Source organism: Flavobacterium sp. 123 (genome assembly GCF_003634825.1).
Lineage (GTDB): Bacteria > Bacteroidota > Bacteroidia > Flavobacteriales > Flavobacteriaceae > Flavobacterium.
This window is the reverse complement of the sequence record NZ_RBXD01000001.1, coordinates 202,314-221,689: the sequence shown is the minus strand read 5'-3', so window position 1 is coordinate 221,689 and position 19,376 is coordinate 202,314. Positions and strand designations below refer to the sequence as shown.

The following is a 19,376-nucleotide window of genomic DNA, read 5'->3' as shown; positions in this document are numbered from 1 at the left end:
TTGACAGGTAGAATATATTAATTACTAGTGTTGACTTTCAATTGGATTTCGTCCATAACTTCAAGGATTATTGCACAGCCCTCACGTATTTCTTCATCAGAAATAGTTAGTGGAGGGGTAATACGGATAGCGCAACCTTCAAATAGTAACCAGAATAAAATCAATCCTTTGTCTTGACATTTCAAAATCACTTCGTTAGTGATATCGGCACTTTTGGTCATTGCGGCAAGCATTAATCCTTTTCCTCTTATTTCTTCTATCAAAGGATGTACCAAAAGGCTTCTGAATAGCTTTTCTTTGTCAAGTGCTTCTGACATTAAATTTGTCTCAGTTATTTCCTGCAAAGTCGCCAAACAGGCTGACGCAATGACAGGATGTCCACCAAAAGTGGTGATATGACCAAGTTTTGGGTTGTTGCTTAACAAGTCCATCATTGCTGATGAAGCGGTGAAAGCACCTACTGGCATTCCGCCACCCATTCCTTTTCCCATAACGACAATATCAGGAACCACATCATAATTTTGGAATCCAAAAAGTTTCCCTGTTCGTCCAAAACCCGGTTGGATTTCGTCTAGAATCATTATAGCGCCTACTTCAGTACAGCGTTGACGTACTTTTGTGAGAAAATCATTTTCTGGCTGAATAAATCCTGCGCCACCTTGAATGGTTTCTAGAATAATTCCAGCTGTTTTAGTAGTTATTTTTTCTAAATCATCTTCGTTGTTGAACGTAATGAAATCAACATCAGGAATTAAAGGGCGAAAAACTTGTTTACGTTCTTCAAATCCCATAACACTCATGGATCCCATAGTATTGCCATGATAGGCATTGTGACACGATATTAATTGGCTTCTTCCAGTTGTTCGTCGGGCGAGTTTTAAGGCGCCTTCAATAGCTTCTGTGCCAGAATTGACTAAATAAGTTTTGTTAAGCGGAGCTGGTAGGAGCGAAGCCATTAGTTTGCAATATTCAACTGCTGGACTCTGTGAATATTCACCATAAACCATCACATGCGAATATTTGTCTAATTGTTCTTTTATGGCATGGTTGACTCTTGGATGTTGATGTCCCAGGGAACAGGCCGAAACCCCAGCCACAAAATCTAGATATTTTTTATTGTTTGTGTCGTAAATATAAGAACCTATAGCGTGAGAAACTTCCATACCTAAAGGATATGGTGAGGTTTGCGCTTGGTATTTTATGAAATCGGTGTTCACGGTTTTTTGTTTAATCGTTTGTTGGAGAGCTATTTAATCTAAAGATAGTTATGTATTACTTACTCTTTCCTTTCTTTTTATCGTAATCCAAGGTTTCTTTTCTGACTTTCATCGGAATATTTTTCTTGGCATTTTCGGCTTTGCTTTGTTTCGCAATTTTTTCATTGTCTTCGTTTTCTTCGGGAGGAAAAATATCATCTTTCGATTTTATTCGTTCCTCACCTCGCCAGACTAACCCGCGAAGTTTTCGGGCATTTTCTGGTAAATCTTTTTCAGGATAAAGCGTTCCGTCAACTTGCTTGAAAAAAGTAATGGTTTCTACCGCATTTTTATCAAAAACCAGATTGATTTTGCTGCTTACATTTTTGTTTATACCAATGAGTTCTTTGGCATCATTTCGCATGTAATAGATTACTTCTGTGTTTTTTATAATATCAACATCGTGTAATTTTCCCTCTTCAAACTTCCCAAAAAGATTTTGTCCTTTTACCTGATTATAGCCCGTGCCTAAGGTGTCTTTTGAGACTAGAAATGTATTGTTAAGCACTTTGAGCGAATCTAGTTTTTGAGTACTATTATTTCCTATAAGATGCATAATGTCTCCGGTGATTTGGTTTTCACCATTCCAAAGTATTGGGTTTCCAATTAATTTGGTCAAAGCGGTTTTGGAACTGGAATAAATAGAATCACATTTTCCACTCATGTCTTTTTTGTAAAATCGGACATTATTGAAAGCACGTATAATTCGGTTGCCTTCTTTTCCAGTAACCATTAATTTTTTGCCATGAATGTAAACCGAATCATTTTCTACAAAGTTTACGGCCACAGCTCTTTTGGTTACATACATAGAATCTTTTTTCTTGTATAGTTCGGCATAATTACCTTTAATAATTCCACGATTAATAGAGTCTGTTATTTTTACATTTCTGCTTGCCGAGGCAAATTCCCGATTTCGATCGTAGTATAAACTGTCGCCTTTTATTAATCGGTCGTTATATTTTATATAGGATTTATTGAGAAAATGGGCTAGATTTTTTTTGGTATCATAAAACCCTTTTTCGGTATAAATATAATTGGCTTTACTTGTAATAGTTGACGGCCCTAATAAATAAGAATGTCCTGAATTACTATAATAATCCAAATGATTTGATTTTATGACATAGGTAGGATTTGTAATGGTAACGGCTGTCAAAAACTGGAATTTTTTCTCACTAACATAATACCTGCCTGATTTGCTGGCTAATGTATTCTGTCTGTTTGTGATAGTTCCTTGAGTATTATAATATACTTCTTGAGTATTTCTATCAAAGTTTAGAGTATCTGTAACTAGAGTAGCATCTGGGGAACTCATAACGGCATCTCCCGTAGCAAAAGCTTTTTTTACATTACCATTATATTCGGCGTATTTACTGTTTAAAAACAGCGTATCTCCTTGAACTAATTGTACATTACCAAAGGCTTTTATGTAGTTTTCTTTTTGGAAATAATACGCTTTGTTACAAGTAAGGACCACTCCGTCATGGTTAACACGTACATTTCCGGTAAGTAAAAAGGCATCTGGCATTTCAACTTGATTCACATCTGCGAAATCCGAATGTTCGACCATGATTTTTTTTGGAGCTTGCGCCAAAACTAAATTGATGCTTAGCAAAAGGAAACAATGTATGAAAAATAAGTATTTCTTCAATGGATTTAATTTTTGTCAAATTTATGAAAAAGGATACAATCCTAATCCATATTAGGATTTATTTATAAAGGTGTAAAGCGCAATTGTTTTTTATTTTTTAGAATGCCTTAGTTGTCAACAAAAAAGCGAACTCTTTCGTTGTAGTAATTGCTTAGGATTTCTTAATGTGAGTAGATACCGATGAAGTGGAAAAAAAATATTAATTTTATAAATTGATGTTCTAAAAAATAGGATATCTGTAAAATAATTCAGATTACCCCAAATAATATTTTGTATGATAAAAAAAATAACTATTGTTGCAGGAATAAGTATGATGCTTTTGGCTACAGCTTGTAAAACAAAAGATTTAAAAATGAGTGAAAATAATAAAGAGACTGTTTCTGAAAAGAAAGCTGTAGTATATCAGGTTTTTACCCGATTATTTGGTAATACGAACACAACTAACAAACCATGGGGAACTATTGAAGAAAATGGGGTAGGGAAGTTTAATGATTTTACGGATAAGGCATTAAATGAAATAAAAGGCTTAGGAGTTTCTCATATTTGGTTTACAGGTGTTCCTCATCATGCTTTGATTAATGATTATACAGCTATAGGAATTTCAAATGATGATCCGGATGTAGTCAAAGGTAGAGCAGGTTCTCCATATGCAGTCAAAGATTATTACAATGTAAACCCGGATTTAGCAGTTAATCCAGCAAATCGATTGAAAGAATTCGAAGCTTTAATAAAAAGAACACACAAGGCGGGATTGAAAGTGATTATTGATATTGTTCCTAATCATGTGGCTCGAAAATACGAAGGTAAAAACAATCCAAAAGGGGTAAGAGATTTTGGTGCTGATGATGATGTTACTGTTGAATACAAACGCGACAATAATTTTTATTACATTCCAAATACTCGTTTTGAAGTTCCTAATATTGATAAGCCATTAAATGGTGAAAGTAATCCACTTACAGATGGTAAATTTGAAGAGTTCCCAGCAAAATGGACAGGGAATGGTTCTCGTTTAGCAAAACCAGATCGAAACGATTGGTATGAAACGGTAAAGGTAAATTATGGAATTCGTCCTGATGGGACTAAAGATTTTCCAGAACTTCCAGCTGGTTTTGATACAAAATCGTGTCAAGAACATTTTGATTTTTGGAAAGGAAAAGACGTTCCTGATTCTTGGAAAAAATTCCGTTCTATAGCAGAATATTGGTTAGGAAAAGGGGTTGATGGTTTCCGATATGATATGGCCGAAATGGTGCCGTATGAATTTTGGAGCTACATGAATTCAGCGATTAAAGTAAAAAATCCTGATGCTTTTTTATTGGCAGAAGTTTATAATCCAAACGAGTATAGAAATTACATCCGTTTAGGAAAAATGGACTATTTGTATGATAAAGTAGAATTGTACGATAAATTAAAGGAAATTGTTCAAGGAAAAAGTCAAACCGATCCTATTATTAGTATTCAAAATGGGATGGCTGATATTGAACATCACATGTTGCATTTTTTGGATAATCATGACGAACAACGTTTAGCTAGTCCAGAATTTGCCGGAACACCAGAAAAAGGGAAACCGTTAATGGTTGTTTCTGCCACTATAAGCACATCGCCTACGATGATTTATTTTGGTCAGGAAGTTGGAGAAGCTGGAAATGAAAATGGAGGTTTCGGAACTCATTCTAGAACATCTATTTTTGATTATGTTGGAGTGCCAAATCACCAACGCTGGATGAATGGCGGTAAATTTGATGGCGGACAATTGTCACAATCTGAAAAAGACTTGCGTGATTTCTATAAAAGACTGCTAAATTTTACTTTGGAAAGTCCTGCGTTAATGGGTAACTACCAAGAAATACATGGTTTAAATCGGTATGCAACAGAAGGATATTACCCAGAAGTATATTCCTATGTACGTTGGTCTGAGACAGAGAAATTAATAATTGTAGCTAATTTTTCGGCAGTACACACTAGCCATTTTGAATTGAAAGTACCTAAAGATATTATTCAAAAATGGAACTTAAAAGATGGAGTTTATACTATTACAGATCAGTTGTATAAAAAAAGTAGTTTGGACTTAAAAGTAATCGATGGTGAAGGAAAAGTGCAAATTACAATTGCGCCATCAGAATCATTTATTTATAAGTTGTAATTCTTTAAAAGATAAATTCATAAAAAAAAGGGGAAATAAATATTTCCCCTTTTTTTATTATTTAGTTTTAATAGCTGCATCATAATTTTCGCCAACTTGCTTCCAATTGATTATAGTAAAAAAAGCGTCAATATAATTTTTTCTTTTGTATTGGTAGTCAAGATAATAAGCGTGTTCCCAGTCGTCTAAAGCTAAAATAGGAGTTCCGGGCATAAGTGCATTCCTCATTAATGGATTGTCTTGATTTTGTGTATTTGTAACCTGTAATTTGCCTGATCGATCTACAATTAACCAAGTCCATCCAGAGCCAAATTGTTTAGTAGCTTCTTCTTTGAATAAGGTTTTAAAATCTTCAAAAGATCCAAAATCTCGAGTAATAGCTTCTGCTAATGAATCAGTAGGCTGTCCACCGTTTTTTGGAGCCATACATTTCCAATATAAGGAATGATTGTAAAAACCTCCAGCATTGTTTCTTACATTAGGATCATTTATGTCTAATTGATGTAAAACTTCTTCTATAGTTAAATTCTCCAATGGAGTACCCGCAATTGCTTTGTTCAAATTATTGGTGTAAGCCAAATAATGCTTAGAATAGTGCATCTCTAAAGTTAGCGCAGATATATTTGGAGATAAAGCATCATAGTTATACGGCAATTTATCTAATAAAAAGGAGCCGTCATCCGCTTTAACATCATCAGGAATTCCTACCGAAACTTTTTCTTGTGCAGTTGGTAAAGGAACCTCTACAACTTCAGTATATTTTTTTTTATTACAAGAAAGTAAAGACGTAAAAAGTAGTAAAAAAACAATTCTTTTCATGGTTATTTTATTTTGTCAACAAGAGAATTTATAATTTCAATATACTGTTCTTTAGCTTCTTCAATAGAAATATGGCTTATTTGTATCCAAGCATTAGTTTTAAACGCATTTCTTAAGTCAAAATTATCCGAAAGATTGTATTTAGCAGTTCCAAAAGTAGCTTGTTTATAAAAGGCATAAAGACGCAACTGCACATCTTGTGGTAAAGACGCTTGTGTCATCTTAGAAGCTATTTCAACAGCTTCAGCAAATCGTGTATCTAAATCCTTTTCAATCATTAAGCTTTTGTAGCAATAATAGTTTTTCCACCAATAGCTTTTTGATTTAAAACTACATTTATAGGTGTACCAATAGGCAAAAATAAATCTACTCTTGAGCCAAATTTTATAAAACCGGCATCAGTTCCTTGTATTACTTGCATTCCTTCTTCAGCGTAATTTACAATTCGTCTTGCCAAAGCTCCAGCAATTTGTCTGTATAAAACAGCACCGAAAGTTTTATTTTCAATGACTACAGTTGTTCTTTCGTTTTCTTCGCTCGCTTTTGGGTGCCAAGCCACTAAGAACTTACCAGGGTGGTATTTGCTAAATTTCACTAATCCACCAAGTGCATAACGAGTTACGTGAACATTTATTGGCGACATGAATATAGAAACCTGTAAACGATTGTCTTTGAAATATTCGCTTTCAAAAACTTCTTCTATTACAACTACTTTTCCATCTACAGGAGAAAGGATTTGGTTTTCATTAAGTGTGAAAGTTCGTTGTGGATTTCTGAAAAATTGTAAAATGATAATCAAAAATAACAATGTTATAATTTGGATTCCCATTTTGACCCAGTTTGTGTCAATAAAATTGTCAGCTAATAACAATACTATGGCAGTAAACAATGTGCCAAATAAAATACTTTGAGTCCCTTCTTTATGAAACATATGGTAAAAGTTGATAAAATAAATATACAATTGGTGCTACAAATATAACACTATCTAGTCGATCTAGAATGCCTCCGTGTCCAGGCATTATTTTTCCGCTGTCTTTTATGCCAGCAATTCGTTTAAATTTAGATTCAATTAAGTCCCCAATAGTTCCAAATATCCCAACTATTAATGCAATGCTTGTCCAAATTAAAATTGATTTTCCGCTAAAACTAGGACTTGCTTTAATATATAATTTTGAAATTAAAAACCCCGTGAAGACTGCAAATACAACTCCTCCAATGAATCCTTCAATTGTTTTTTTAGGAGAAATTCGTTCTAATAACTTATGTTTTCCAATGGACTTACCAACCAAATAGGCAAAGGTGTCGTTAGTCCATATCAAAATAAATAATCCAATAATAATTTTTGGATTGTAATCATTAATTCCAAATGATATTTTAGTGATGAAAACAAAAGGCAACAAGATATATCCTAATAAATAGACATATTTTGATAATTTACTTAAGGATTGAGCAGTATCATCAAATAAGAATACGATACATTTTATAGAAACTATTAATGTTATAATTAATAGTATAATATTAACTTGATCAATATCTAAGTCTATTTTGATGTTTTTATTCTGAATTCTATTAATATAATTTTCAGTTTCAGTTTTATAAAAACTTATTAAAGAAATAGAGGTGTAAAAAAGAGCCACAAAAAAAAGAGGGAAAATTTTATTCAACTGAATCAGATTGCAAAACTCATAAGTAGCAATGATTAGAAAAATCCCAAATAGAATTATAAAACTTTCAGTTGAAAATAGGATAGAAGATAACAGCAGTGCAATGTAAATAGCACCAGAAATTCCTCTTTTAAGCGTTTCATTCATCTTAAAGATCTTCTAGAAGCAATAAATAAAGATTTTTCGCTGAACTTCCGTATTGTGTGAAATCTTCTTCTTTTGCTTTTTCAAAATATTTTATCGTAGTGATATTTGTAGGATAATCTCTTTCGTATTTCTTTTTGATTGCGCTAAGACCATCACTTTTAGCTCCAAGAATTTGACTTGTAGTAGCTAAAACTATAATATTTACGGGTAATTCGTTTGGTTTGTGTTGCTTGATTTGTTTTGAAGAGAATAAAATAGATCCTTCTTCAGCAATTAAATTCTCACAACTAGCAAGAAGAAATTTAGGATGTAAAGGTTTGTTGTAAATAAGTTTATTTTCATCCAACATATCAAAGAGTTTTGGGTCATAGCATAACACTTCGCTCTCAAACCAATCATTTTCTTCTAATATATTTTCAAACTGTTCTTTGACTTCGTCTGTATTTTCGCAGTATAAAAATTTACCTCCGTTTTTTTTGAAGTTATAGATGAATTGCTCATCTATTGACATATTTATATCAGCAAAGGACTTGTTGTATTCTTTTTCTTTTTCCTCTTCCGAGGTTGGATTGGTAGAACCAAAAAATTTTTTAAAAAGACTCATAATTTATGTCGAACTACTTTATACGTTATTGGAAAACGTTCAAAGATAAAAAAATCTTAATTCAAAAGTGATTTTTGAATTAAGATTTTATAAATAATTAAATATTTTGGTTTCTAAGAGACAACTTCTTCAAGATTTTTATCAAAATCTCTCTTGCCAAAAATAGCTTCTAAATCGTCTTTAAAAATAACTTCTTTTTCGATTAATATATCGGCAAGTTGGTTTAATTTGTCTTTGTTTTCTTCTAAAATTTGAATAGCTCTTTGGTATTGACTTTCGATAAGTGTTGAAATTTCTTCGTCTATAACTTTGGCTGTTTCTTCAGAATACGGTTTTGAAAAACTGTATTCGCTTTGACCAGTTGAATCATAATACGTTACATTACCTATTTTTTCATTCAATCCGTAAACGGTAACCATTGCTCTTGCTTGTTTAGTAACTTTTTCTAAATCACTTAAAGCACCAGTTGAAATCCTGTTGAAAGTTACTTTCTCGGCAGCTCTTCCGCCCATAGTAGCACACATTTCATCTAGCATTTGGTCTGGACGAACAATTAAACGTTCTTCTGGTAAATACCAAGCAGCACCAAGACTTTGTCCTCTTGGAACAATTGTTACTTTTATTAGTGGAGCAGCATGTTCTAGCATCCAGCTAACTGTTGCGTGTCCAGCTTCATGAATAGCAATTGCTTTCTTTTCTTCAGGAGTTACAATTTTATTTTTCTTTTCAAGTCCACCAACAATTCTGTCTACAGCATCCAAGAAATCTTGTTTGTCAACTGCAGTTTTGTTGTTTCTTGCTGCAATTAAAGCTGCTTCATTACAAACATTTGCAATATCAGCCCCAGAGAAACCAGGAGTTTGTTTGGCTAAAAAGTCAGTGTCAAGACCTTCAATTTTTTTCAAAGGCGCAAGGTGAACTTTAAAAATTTCTGCACGCTCTCTAATGTCTGGTAAGTCAACAAAAATTTGTCTGTCAAAACGACCTGCACGCATTAAGGCTTTATCAAGAACATCCGCTCTGTTTGTTGCAGCTAATACAATTACGTTTGAATTAGTACCAAAACCATCCATTTCAGTTAGTAATTGATTCAAGGTGTTTTCGCGCTCGTCATTTCCACCTGACATATTACTTTTACCTCTAGCTCTACCCACAGCATCAATTTCATCGATAAAAATGATAGCCGGTGATTTTTCTTTAGCTTGTTTAAACAAATCACGTACACGAGAGGCACCAACTCCTACAAACATTTCTACGAAATCAGAACCTGATAACGAGAAGAAAGGAACTTGAGCTTCACCGGCTACGGCTTTTGCTAATAATGTTTTCCCAGTTCCCGGAGGACCTACAAGCAGCGCTCCTTTTGGGATTTTACCTCCTAGATTGGTATATTTTTCAGGATTTTTAAGAAATTCAACAATTTCTTGAATTTCTTCTTTAGCTCCTTCTAAACCAGCTACATCTTTGAAAGTTGTTTTGATATCTGTTTTTTCATCAAAAAGTTTAGCTTTAGATTTTCCAATGTTGAAAATCTGTCCGCCACCGCCACTTCCACCGCCAGACATTTTTCTCATGATGAAAATCCAAACTGCGATTATGATGATGATAGGCAATAAACTGATTAGAATATCACTCCAATTGTTTTTTTGTAGGAAGTTAAAATCTTTTAATTTTCCTTCGTTTACTGCTTTCTCTAATTTATTTTGAAATATCTGATCATTACCAATTTCAAGGGTATAATGCGGCCCTTTATTTGGTCTATCAAAAACATCTTTAGATACTTTTTCGTGTGCTTTGTCTTTTAGTGCAGTAGCAGTCAAATAGACTTCGGCTTCCGTTTTATTGTAAACAATTACTTTTTCAATTTGACCTTTTTCTAAATAATTGTTGAATTTTGAAGAAGTCAATTGAGCTGGTTCTTGTAAACTAGATCCTCCAGTCGCAAAGCTTATGAATAAGAAAATAAGCAGAATTGCGGTGTAAATTAACCAAGGACTTACTTTAAATTTATTCGAATTTGGATTATTATCTTTAGCCATTAGATTGTGTTTCTTTAGTATTTGTTTTCGATTGTAGTGATTTTTGCATCACCCCAAAGACTTTCGATGTTGTAGTATTCGCGAATATGTTTTTGGAATACATGAACTACAATATTTACGTAATCCATAAGTACCCATTCTGCATTATCTGTCCCTTCAACATGCCAAGGCTTGTCTTTTAATTCTTTTGAAACTGTTTTTTGTATGGAGTTTACAATGGCGTTAACTTGAGTATTTGAATTTCCGTTGCAGATGATAAAATAGTCGCAAACTGCAGTATCTATTTCTCTTAAATCTAGAATAGTAATGTCATTTCCTTTTACTTCCTCGATTCCTTTGATGATATTCGCCAATAGAACATCATTATTTATAGTCTTTTTCGCCATGAATTATTTTTATATATAAGTTTGTAAAGTTACCATTTTTTGTGATTATTTTTGAACCTTAACATAATATTAAATTCTGTTTCACAAAAAAATATATATGAAGCTAATCAAACTCGATGCCATAGATTCCACAAATGAATTCCTTAAAGCGTTGTCGAACAAACAAGATCTAGAAAACTTTACAGTTGTTACGGCAGAAAATCAGACAAAAGGAAAAGGGCAAATGGGTTCTGAATGGTCTTCTGAGGTTGGTAAAAATCTAATAATGAGTATTTTGATAAAGGATTATTTGTTTGATATTAATCTAATTTTTAATCTCAATATTGCGGTTTCTCTTGCCGTTATTGAAACGTTAGAATCCATAAATATTCCAGATTTAAGCATTAAATGGCCAAACGACATTCTGTCATACAATAAAAAAATCGGTGGCATTCTTATTGAAAATAGTATCAAGAGTGATGGAACTATTCTTTCTGTTGTAGGATTAGGGCTTAATGTGAACCAAACTAATTTTGATAATTTGCCCAAAGCATCTTCTTTAGCGGTTATTTGTGAAAGGTTTTTTGACAAAGAAGAACTTTTGTTCTTAATAGTAGAAAATCTAGAGAAAAAGTTAAGCGAGTGGAATAAAAAAGCAGCTGTTTTTTGGGATAATTATACCAATAGATTATTTAAAAAAGGAATTCCGATGGCTTTTTCAGATCAAAATAATCAAAACTTTATGGGAATTATTCAAGGTGTTTCTGCTATTGGTAAGCTTCGAATACTTCTTGAAGATGATCGTATAGCTGAATTTGATATTAAAGAAATTCAAATGTTATATTAAAAAAAATGTTTAAGATTGAGAAGCTCTCAAATCTTAAACATTTTAGTTTTGGAAATCTGTATTTTATAATTTTGCCATATTTATGGCTAATGTTTCTATAAATTTACTAATAGGGCCTTTAATCATCATAGCCATCATTGGGTTGAACTCTCCTTCAAAATCAAGTTTTACATCGCTTGAGTTCTCGGTAACTGCATCAATATTGGCTACTAAAGTAAATGGAAGTTTATCGCTAGCAGCTCCCAAAACTATTTTGTTTGGCGCTACTTTTTCTTTCATTTTTAGTTTTATTTCAGGCATACCTTTCAATCCAAAAATAAAAGCATCGTCACCAATAACTTCAAATTTAGCTATGTTTTCTGGCATTAATTTCTCGAAATTTTTTACATCACTCAATAAATCAAATAATTGTTGAGCTGATTTTTCGACAGTAACTTTAGGGCTTTCTAAGTTCATGTGTGTGTTATTTATGATGAAATAAATCTAAATTTATACTCCCCAAGTAGATGGGCTAACACTCCATTCTCTCAAAGTTTGCTCTTCTTCTTCTGTAATATATTTTTTGGCTACAGCCAAATTCAATAAATTTTGGTAATTACTTAACGTATATAAGTCAACATGAGCGTTTTTAAAGTTTTCTTCAGCTACTCCAAAACCATACGTAAATATGGCTGCCATTCCTTTAACGTTGGCTCCAGCCTCGTGTAAGGCTTCAACAGCTAGTAAACTGCTGTTTCCAGTACTGATTAAATCTTCTACAACTACTACATTTTGTCCTTTTTGCAAGAAACCTTCAACTTGGTTTTGTCTTCCGTGTTTTTTTGGTTCTGGGCGCACGTATACAAATGGAAGGCCTAAACTTTCCGCTACAAGCATTCCAATTCCTATTGCTCCAGTGGCTACACCAGCAATAACATCAGGTTTTCCAAATTGTTTTTCAATGTTTTTAGCAAACTCATCTCGAACATAATTTCTTATGGCTGGAAATGAGAGTATTAATCGATTATCGCAGTATATTGGCGATTTCCATCCTGAAGCCCATGTAAAAGGATTTCCTGGATTCAATTTAATTGCATTTATTTGCAAAAGCAATTCGGCTGTTTTTTCGGCTGTATCTTTATTAAAAATCATAATACAAATGTATAAAGTTTTTGTTAACGACAAACCACTTTTTTTGACAAATCAAATCTCAAAGGAAACTAATTTTCAGTTATTCCTACTTGAGAGTATTGATATAGAGCAACTTATAATTAAAATTTTCCAAAATAAAATTCAAAAAGCCTATCTATATCATCCAGATGAGAAAGAAATTATGAAAACTTTGAAAGCTAAAATACCTGTTTGTAAAGCTGGAGGAGGTTTTGTTTACAATAAAAAAGGGGAGATTTTATTTATTTTCAGAAATGGAAAGTGGGATTTGCCTAAAGGAGGCATCGAAAAAGGGGAAGAAATTGAGGCAACAGCCATGCGTGAAGTTGAAGAGGAAACAGGAGTTAATAAACTAACAGTAACTAAAAAGCTTCAAAAAACCTATCATGTTTTTAAACGCAATGGAAAATATAAATTAAAAATCACCCATTGGTTTGAAATGCAATCTGATTTTGAAGGAACTCCACAAGGTCAATTAGAAGAAGGAATTGAAAAAGTAGCTTGGCTTAATCCAGAACAAATCAAGGAAGCCTTAAAAAACTCCTACGAAAACATAAAATTATTATTTGAAGAAGAAAAGCTCCTGAAATAGGAGCTTTTTTATTTTAATATTCATGTTACATAACTCGGAATTCATTTTACCTTTGCAAAATGAATAAGAAACACCATTCCAACAATATTTTATTAAATTTAGGCATCGAAAGCCTGAATGAAATGCAGGAAGTAGCGCAAGATACAATCCTGAATGATAACAACGTATTATTACTTTCTCCAACAGGTTCTGGTAAAACACTCGCTTTTTTGTTGCCAATTTTAGAAATGTTGCAGCCTGAAATTTTATCGGTTCAATGTTTAATTTTAGTTCCTTCTCGTGAATTAGGTTTGCAAATTGAGCAAGTTTGGAAAAAAATGGGAACGGATTATAAAGTAAATGTATGCTACGGTGGACATTCCATTGATACTGAAATCAAGAATTTGAGTAATCCACCTGCTGTTTTGATAGGAACTCCGGGACGAATTGCGGATCATATTGATAGAGGAACTTTTCGTGTAGATAAAATTCAGACTTTAATTTTGGACGAGTTTGATAAATCGTTGCAATTGGGTTTCCATGAGCAAATGTCATTTATTATTGGAAAACTTACGAAATTGAACAAACGAGTTTTAGTTTCGGCAACTTCTGATATTGAGATTCCAAAATATACTCGTGTGGTGAATCCAACAATTTTAGATTTCATTCCAGAAAACGAACAAGAATCTAATCTTTCTATGAAATTAGTTGTTTCAAAAGAAAAAGATAAAATAGGAAGTTTGTTTAATTTGATTTGTTCGTTGAAATCACAATCAGCCATTATTTTTTGTAATCATCGTGATGCCGCAGAACGAATTAGCGATACTCTTAACGAAAAAGGAATTTATTCGACTTATTATCATGGTGGAATGGATCAAGATGAAAGAGAGCGTGCTTTAATTCAGTTTAGAAACGGAAGCGTAAGTTATTTAGTGACTACTGATTTAGCAGCTCGTGGACTTGATATTCCAGAAATGAATCATGTTATACATTATCATTTGCCATCCAAAGAAGATGAATTCACACATAGAAACGGACGTACAGCACGTATGTTAGCTTCTGGAACAGCTTATATTGTTGCCCATGAAAGTGAGAAAAAACTAGATTATATTGATTATTCTATGGAAGTTTTCAAGGTAGAAAACGTTACAACATTACCTAAACCGCCTGAATTTCAAACTATTTATATTAGCGGTGGAAAGAAAAACAAATTGAATAAAATTGATATTGTAGGGTTCTTTTCTCAAAAAGGGAAACTCGAAAAAGGAGATTTAGGACTAATTGAAGTTAAAGATTTTATTTCGTTTGCAGCTGTTAAATACAATAAAGTAAAAGAACTGCTTCAAAATGTTCGAGATGAAAAAATGAAAGGAAAAAAATTCAAAATTGAAGTGGCCCGAAAAGTGATTAAGAAAGAGGAGGAGTAGGCTAGTGTTCAGTAATCAGTTTTTAGTGTTCAGTAAAAAAAAATCGTTAACAGAAAATTGAATTTCGGTTAACGATTTTTTATTTTGGTAGGTAACTGATCACTTTTTTTCTGATCACTGATTACTGGATTTTATATTTTCTTCACGTATTGTGTGATAATAACAATTTGTTGACCATCCACTTTTCCTTCAATATATTCAGCATTTTCGTGATCTAAACGGATATTACGAACAGCAGTTCCTTGTTTAGCGACCATGCTTGAGCCTTTTACTTTTAAATCTTTGATTAAAACAACTGAATCACCATGTTCTAAGATTACTCCGTTGCTATCGCGGTGGATAATTTTGTTTTCATCATCTTCTCCTTCGCCAGTTGCTTGTGCCCATTCTAAAGTGTCTTCGTCTAAGTACATCATGTCAAGTAATTCTTGCGGCCATCCAGCTGCACGCATTCTGCTTAACATCCTCCAAGCCACAACTTGTACAGGTGTTTGTTCGCTCCACATACTGTCATTCAAACATCTCCAGTGGTTTAAATCAACTTTATCAGGGTTTTCTATTTGGTCAATACAAGTGCTGCAAGCAAAAATACTTTCGTCAAGACCTCCTTTTTTGGTAGGTAAAACAACATATTCTTTTAGGTTTTCAGTAGCAGTACACAATTCACATTGGCCACCACTTCTTTTGTTTAATTCTCTATCTAAACTCATTAGTCTTAATTTTTTGGCGAAAGTAACGCTAAATAGTGCTTTTTACAAATTTATATTTCAGGAGTCTGTTTTACTCTTACTGCATCAGGCACAAGCATTTGGTACTCCCCATGATTTCTAATTACATCTCGTACAATACTAGAACTGATATAAGAAGTTCTGGCAGCAGTTAACAAAAACACGGTTTCAATTTTTGACAACCTTCGATTGGTATGTGCAATGGCTTTTTCAAATTCAAAATCAGCAGGATTACGCAGTCCACGCAAAATAAAATTTGCGTCAATTTTATGGCATAAATCAATAGTTAAGCCTTCATAAGTTATCACTTTTACTTTGGGCTCATCTTTGAAGGTTTCCTCAATGAAGCGCTTCCTTTCTTCTAATGAAAACATGTACTTTTTTTCGTGATTTACCCCAATGGCAATTACAATTTCGTCAAAAAGTGAAATTCCTCTTTTGATGATGTCTTCATGACCTAAAGTGATGGGATCAAAAGAACCCGGAAATATGGCTTTTCTCATTTTAATTTTAATTTATTATTTGTTTTTCGATTCTCGTATTAGGAACAATCCATAATAGAGCAACCGCAAAATAGAGCAATCCAGAAATCCAAACAGAAACAAATGACAATAGAACTCCCAATAAATATAAAGTTAAGGATATTTTACCTTTATAATCTTTTTCGGTTACTTTAGCTAAAAGGGAATCCTTGCCTTCGAGTTTTATAATTTTTTTCAGAAGTCTAGTATAGGACAAGCCACACATAAAAAGAATAAAACCATAAAGACTCATAGGAACTGCCGAAAAATGTTGAGAACCAATCCAGCTAGTTGCAAAAGGAATTAGTGATAACCAAAACAGCAAAAAAAGATTTCCCCATAAAACAGAACCGTTAACTTGTTTAACAGCTTGAAAAATATGGTGATGGTTGTTCCAATAGATACCAACATAAATAAAACTCAAAACATAACTCAAAAACACCGGAATTAAAGGTTTTAAGGATTCAAAACTATTACTTTCGGGAGCTTTTATTTCTAAAATCATTATCGTGATAATGATTGCTAGAACACCATCGCTAAAGGCTTCAAGTCTGTTTTTATTCATGTTTTTATTTGTTTAAAGCCAATTCGATTGCGTTTGTAAACAAATCTTCCAATGAAATGCCAGCCGCTTTTGCTTGTTGTGGAATCAAACTTTCGGTTGTTAATCCTGGAATTGTGTTCATTTCGAGCATGTGTGGCTCACCGTCAACAATGATAAATTCGCTTCGGGAGAATCCTCTCATTTTTAAAACTTCGTAAGCGCGTTTGGCTATTTCGCCAACTTTTTGAGTCATTTCATCAGAGATTCTGGCAGGTGTTATTTCTTGTGATTTACCTAAATATTTAGCTTCGTAATCAAAGAAATCATTCTCAGAAACGATTTCGGTTATTGGCAAAACGGTTACGTTTCCTTTATAATTGATAACTCCTACAGAAACTTCGGTACCATCAAGGAAACTTTCAATGATGATTTCATTGTCTTCTTTGTAAGCAACTTCAATGGCGATTGGTAATTCGGCAGCAGTTTTTACTTTTGAAATTCCGAAGCTTGAGCCTGCTTTATTTGGTTTTACAAAACAAGGCAATCCTACTTTTGCAACAATTTCGTCTGCTTTTATTAAATCTCCTTTGTTTAAATAATACGAAGTAGCAGTTTTGATTCCGTATGGTTTCAGTACCGAAAGTAAATCACGTTTGTTGAACGTTAAGGCAGCTTGGTAATAATCACAAGCAGTTTGTGGAATATTCAACAACTCAAAATAGGCTTGCATTAATCCATCTTCGCCGGGAGTTCCGTGAATAGCATTGAAAACACAGTCGAAACTGATTTTGTTTCCATCAACAGTTGTTGAAAAATCATTTTTATCGATAGGGAATTCGTTGTCATTGGCATCTATATACACCCATTTTTCTTTGAAAATATGGATTCTGAATCCGTTGTATTTAGTTTTGTCAAGAAATTGATATACGACGTTTCCGCTAATCAGTGATATTTTGTATTCGCTGGAATAGCCGCCCATGATGATGGCAATGTTTTTCATTGTTGTAGTTTAAGGTTTAAAGTTTAAAGTTTAAAGTTTAGGTTGTGCTACAAAAACAAAAAGGTCTTGAAAACAATTTGTTTCTAGCCCCGATAGTAGTGAAAATCCTTTTTATTTTTTCTTTAAAAATAAAAAGATTGTAACGGATAGCGGGAAATAGCTCCTAAAAACTATTAAACAAAATTATCATTTTTTTTGAAACGAAATAGCTTTATCTTTGCCACATATAAAAATAAATTTATGAGTTTACGTAAGTATCTTACTAGCCGAGTGTTTTTTGGGCAAGTATTCATTGCTCTAGCTATTATTGCTGTTTTGGGTTATTTGTTTATGCATTGGTTGACTTTTACAACGGATCATGGGCATGAAATAGCCGTTCCTAATTTGAGTAAATTGACGGAGGAGCAAGTAGAGGAGAAGCTGGATGAATTAGATTTGGATTATGTGCTTTTGGATAGTGTTGATTTCAGGGGAGATTATCCTAAGTTTACTGTTGTTGAGCAAGATCCATTGCCAGGTACAAAGGTAAAAGTAGGTAGAAAAGTATATATTAAAATTAATGCTTCAGGATATTCATCTGTTCGATTACCAGATTTAATTGAAAAAACATACCGTGAAGCAGTTCCAACTTTAAAAGCTTTAGGTCTTGAAGAAGGAACGATAACCTATATCCCGAATCTTGGAAAAGATATGGTTTTAGAAATGCGTTATAAAGGTAGAAACCTAAAACCCGGAGAGCGTGTCTTGAAATCATCAAAAATTGATTTGGTTTTAGGCGACGGAAAAGTGAGTTATGAAGAGGAAACACAAGTGGATAGTACAGCAACAACTACTCCTACAGAAGAAGCACCAGTAAATGAACAATAATATTGAATTAGATTTAGAAGAAGAATTATTTGAGCATTTCAGGTTTGAGGTTCCTAAAGGTCAAGCACCTTTGCGAATTGATAAATATTTGATGGGATTGATTCAGAATGCAACCCGAAATAAAATTCAGAATGCGGCTACCGAAGGGAATATTTTTGTAAATGATGCTATTGTTAAATCAAATTACAAAGTAAAAGCCTTTGATGTAGTGCGTGTAATGCTTTCACATCCACCTTTTGAAAACCATATTATAGCAGAGAATATTCCGTTAAATATCGTGTATGAAGATGATGCTTTGTTGTTAATCAATAAAGAACCTGGAATGGTGGTACATCCTGGTCACGGAAATTATACGGGAACTTTAGTGCATGCCTTAGCTTATCATTTTGATAATTTACCTATGAACAGTAGCGAACGTCCTGGATTAGTTCATAGAATTGACAAAGATACTTCGGGACTTTTAGTAATTGCCAAAACAGAAGCAGCTATGACGCATCTCGCCAAGCAATTTGAAGCGAAGACTTCCGAGAGGGAATACATCGCTTTGGTTTGGGGAAATGTTACTGAAGACCACGGAACAATTGAAGGAAACCTTGCGCGACACTTGAAAGACCGTATGCAAATGGCGGTTTTTGCTGATCCTGAAATAGGGAAACCTGCTGTGACACATTATAAAGTATTAGAGCGTTTTGGATACGTGACCTTGATTTCCTGCCAACTTGAAACAGGAAGAACACATCAGATTCGCGCGCACATGAAACACATTGGTCATCCGTTGTTTAATGACGAACGCTACGGCGGTCATTTGATTTTGAAAGGAACGACTTTTACCAAATACAAACAATTTATAGAGAACTGTTTCAAAGCTTTACCAAGACAAGCTTTGCACGCCAAAACATTAGGATTTATTCATCCTGTAACTGGCGAGATGATGCGATTTGATACAGAACTACCAGATGATTTTAAAGATTGCATCGAAAAATGGCGCAATTACTCTAAATCACACAATACAGAATCAGAAGAATAGAAAAAGTCAC

General features: G+C 33.4%; 21 protein-coding genes. 6 read left to right on the top strand and 15 right to left on the bottom strand.

Annotated features, from left to right (window positions below; genetic code table 11):
- Positions 1-17: 17 nt before the first annotated feature.
- Entirely contained in the window at positions 18-1,217 is a 1,200-nt protein-coding gene (locus C8C88_RS01030) for an aspartate aminotransferase family protein (RefSeq protein WP_121336357.1), read from the bottom strand.
- 55 nt (positions 1,218-1,272) lie between these two features.
- Positions 1,273-2,823, bottom strand: coding sequence for an OstA-like protein (locus C8C88_RS01025; RefSeq protein ID WP_121338520.1), 1,551 nt, complete (start codon positions 2,821-2,823; stop codon positions 1,273-1,275).
- 355 nt (positions 2,824-3,178) lie between these two features.
- Between C8C88_RS01025 and C8C88_RS01020 the strand changes: the two genes are divergently transcribed.
- The gene (locus tag C8C88_RS01020) at positions 3,179-5,047 is read left to right on the top strand and encodes an alpha-amylase family glycosyl hydrolase (protein ID WP_121336356.1); all 1,869 of its coding nucleotides are present in this window, start codon (positions 3,179-3,181) and stop codon (positions 5,045-5,047) included.
- A gap of 57 nt (positions 5,048-5,104) precedes the next feature.
- On the opposite strand, the gene C8C88_RS01015 is transcribed toward C8C88_RS01020, so the two are convergent.
- From C8C88_RS01015 to rsfS, 7 genes are all read right to left on the bottom strand, one after another.
- The gene (locus C8C88_RS01015) at positions 5,105-5,866 is read right to left on the bottom strand and encodes a superoxide dismutase (protein ID WP_121336355.1); all 762 of its coding nucleotides are present in this window, start codon (positions 5,864-5,866) and stop codon (positions 5,105-5,107) included.
- A 2-nt stretch (positions 5,867-5,868) separates the two neighbouring features.
- Positions 5,869-6,144, bottom strand: a complete 276-nt coding sequence (locus C8C88_RS01010; protein ID WP_121336354.1) for an acyl-CoA-binding protein — start codon at positions 6,142-6,144, stop codon at positions 5,869-5,871.
- Positions 6,144-6,797 carry a phosphatidylserine decarboxylase family protein gene (locus C8C88_RS01005; RefSeq protein WP_121336353.1) on the bottom strand — a complete coding sequence of 218 codons (654 nt, stop codon included), beginning with the start codon at positions 6,795-6,797 and terminating at the stop codon, positions 6,144-6,146. The genes C8C88_RS01010 and C8C88_RS01005 overlap by 1 nt, the downstream gene beginning before the upstream one ends.
- Complete coding sequence (locus C8C88_RS01000; RefSeq protein ID WP_121336352.1) at positions 6,787-7,677, bottom strand: phosphatidate cytidylyltransferase; 891 nt, start codon at positions 7,675-7,677, stop codon at positions 6,787-6,789. Before C8C88_RS01000 ends, C8C88_RS01005 begins: the two co-directional genes overlap by 11 nt.
- A gap of 1 nt (position 7,678) precedes the next feature.
- On the bottom strand, positions 7,679-8,281 hold the full coding sequence (locus C8C88_RS00995) for an LUD domain-containing protein (RefSeq protein ID WP_121336351.1): 603 nt from the start codon (positions 8,279-8,281) through the stop codon (positions 7,679-7,681).
- A 113-nt stretch (positions 8,282-8,394) separates the two neighbouring features.
- Positions 8,395-10,320, bottom strand: a complete 1,926-nt coding sequence (gene ftsH, locus C8C88_RS00990) for an ATP-dependent zinc metalloprotease FtsH (RefSeq protein ID WP_121336350.1) — start codon at positions 10,318-10,320, stop codon at positions 8,395-8,397.
- A 14-nt stretch (positions 10,321-10,334) separates the two neighbouring features.
- Entirely contained in the window at positions 10,335-10,706 is a 372-nt protein-coding gene (gene rsfS, locus C8C88_RS00985) for a ribosome silencing factor (protein ID WP_066078331.1), read from the bottom strand.
- 97 nt (positions 10,707-10,803) lie between these two features.
- Here rsfS and C8C88_RS00980 point away from each other — a divergent pair, with 97 nt between their 5' ends.
- Positions 10,804-11,532, top strand: coding sequence for a biotin--[acetyl-CoA-carboxylase] ligase (locus C8C88_RS00980; protein ID WP_121336349.1), 729 nt, complete (start codon positions 10,804-10,806; stop codon positions 11,530-11,532).
- A 63-nt stretch (positions 11,533-11,595) separates the two neighbouring features.
- On the opposite strand, the gene C8C88_RS00975 is transcribed toward C8C88_RS00980, so the two are convergent.
- Entirely contained in the window at positions 11,596-11,988 is a 393-nt protein-coding gene (locus tag C8C88_RS00975) for an SRPBCC family protein (protein WP_121336348.1), read from the bottom strand.
- Positions 11,989-12,021: 33 nt separating this feature from the next.
- A complete protein-coding gene (gene pyrE, locus C8C88_RS00970; protein ID WP_121336347.1) occupies positions 12,022-12,663 on the bottom strand; it encodes an orotate phosphoribosyltransferase in 642 nt (213 codons plus the stop codon).
- A gap of 7 nt (positions 12,664-12,670) precedes the next feature.
- Here pyrE and C8C88_RS00965 point away from each other — a divergent pair, with 7 nt between their 5' ends.
- Both C8C88_RS00965 and C8C88_RS00960 read left to right on the top strand, forming a co-directional pair.
- Entirely contained in the window at positions 12,671-13,273 is a 603-nt protein-coding gene (locus C8C88_RS00965; RefSeq protein ID WP_121336346.1) for an NUDIX hydrolase, read from the top strand.
- Positions 13,274-13,332: 59 nt separating this feature from the next.
- Positions 13,333-14,679 carry a DEAD/DEAH box helicase gene (locus tag C8C88_RS00960; RefSeq protein WP_121336345.1) on the top strand — a complete coding sequence of 449 codons (1,347 nt, stop codon included), beginning with the start codon at positions 13,333-13,335 and terminating at the stop codon, positions 14,677-14,679.
- Positions 14,680-14,810: 131 nt separating this feature from the next.
- Here C8C88_RS00960 and C8C88_RS00955 read toward each other — a convergent pair whose 3' ends face one another.
- The 4 genes from C8C88_RS00955 to C8C88_RS00940 are packed head-to-tail and all read right to left on the bottom strand — an operon-like array spanning position 14,811 to position 17,472.
- Positions 14,811-15,389 (bottom strand): alkylphosphonate utilization protein, encoded by a 579-nt coding sequence (locus C8C88_RS00955; RefSeq protein WP_121336344.1) that lies wholly within the window; start codon positions 15,387-15,389, stop codon positions 14,811-14,813.
- A gap of 50 nt (positions 15,390-15,439) precedes the next feature.
- A complete protein-coding gene (gene coaD, locus C8C88_RS00950; protein WP_121336343.1) occupies positions 15,440-15,910 on the bottom strand; it encodes a pantetheine-phosphate adenylyltransferase in 471 nt (156 codons plus the stop codon).
- Between the two features lie 7 nt (positions 15,911-15,917).
- Positions 15,918-16,493, bottom strand: coding sequence for a TMEM175 family protein (locus C8C88_RS00945; RefSeq protein WP_121336342.1), 576 nt, complete (start codon positions 16,491-16,493; stop codon positions 15,918-15,920).
- Between the two features lie 4 nt (positions 16,494-16,497).
- Complete coding sequence (locus C8C88_RS00940) at positions 16,498-17,472, bottom strand: D-alanine--D-alanine ligase (RefSeq protein ID WP_121336341.1); 975 nt, start codon at positions 17,470-17,472, stop codon at positions 16,498-16,500.
- Between the two features lie 240 nt (positions 17,473-17,712).
- Between C8C88_RS00940 and C8C88_RS00935 the strand changes: the two genes are divergently transcribed.
- The gene (locus C8C88_RS00935) at positions 17,713-18,339 is read left to right on the top strand and encodes a PASTA domain-containing protein (RefSeq protein ID WP_121336340.1); all 627 of its coding nucleotides are present in this window, start codon (positions 17,713-17,715) and stop codon (positions 18,337-18,339) included.
- Positions 18,329-19,366 (top strand): RluA family pseudouridine synthase, encoded by a 1,038-nt coding sequence (locus tag C8C88_RS00930; protein WP_121336339.1) that lies wholly within the window; start codon positions 18,329-18,331, stop codon positions 19,364-19,366. The genes C8C88_RS00935 and C8C88_RS00930 overlap by 11 nt, the downstream gene beginning before the upstream one ends.
- Positions 19,367-19,376 lie beyond the last annotated feature (10 nt).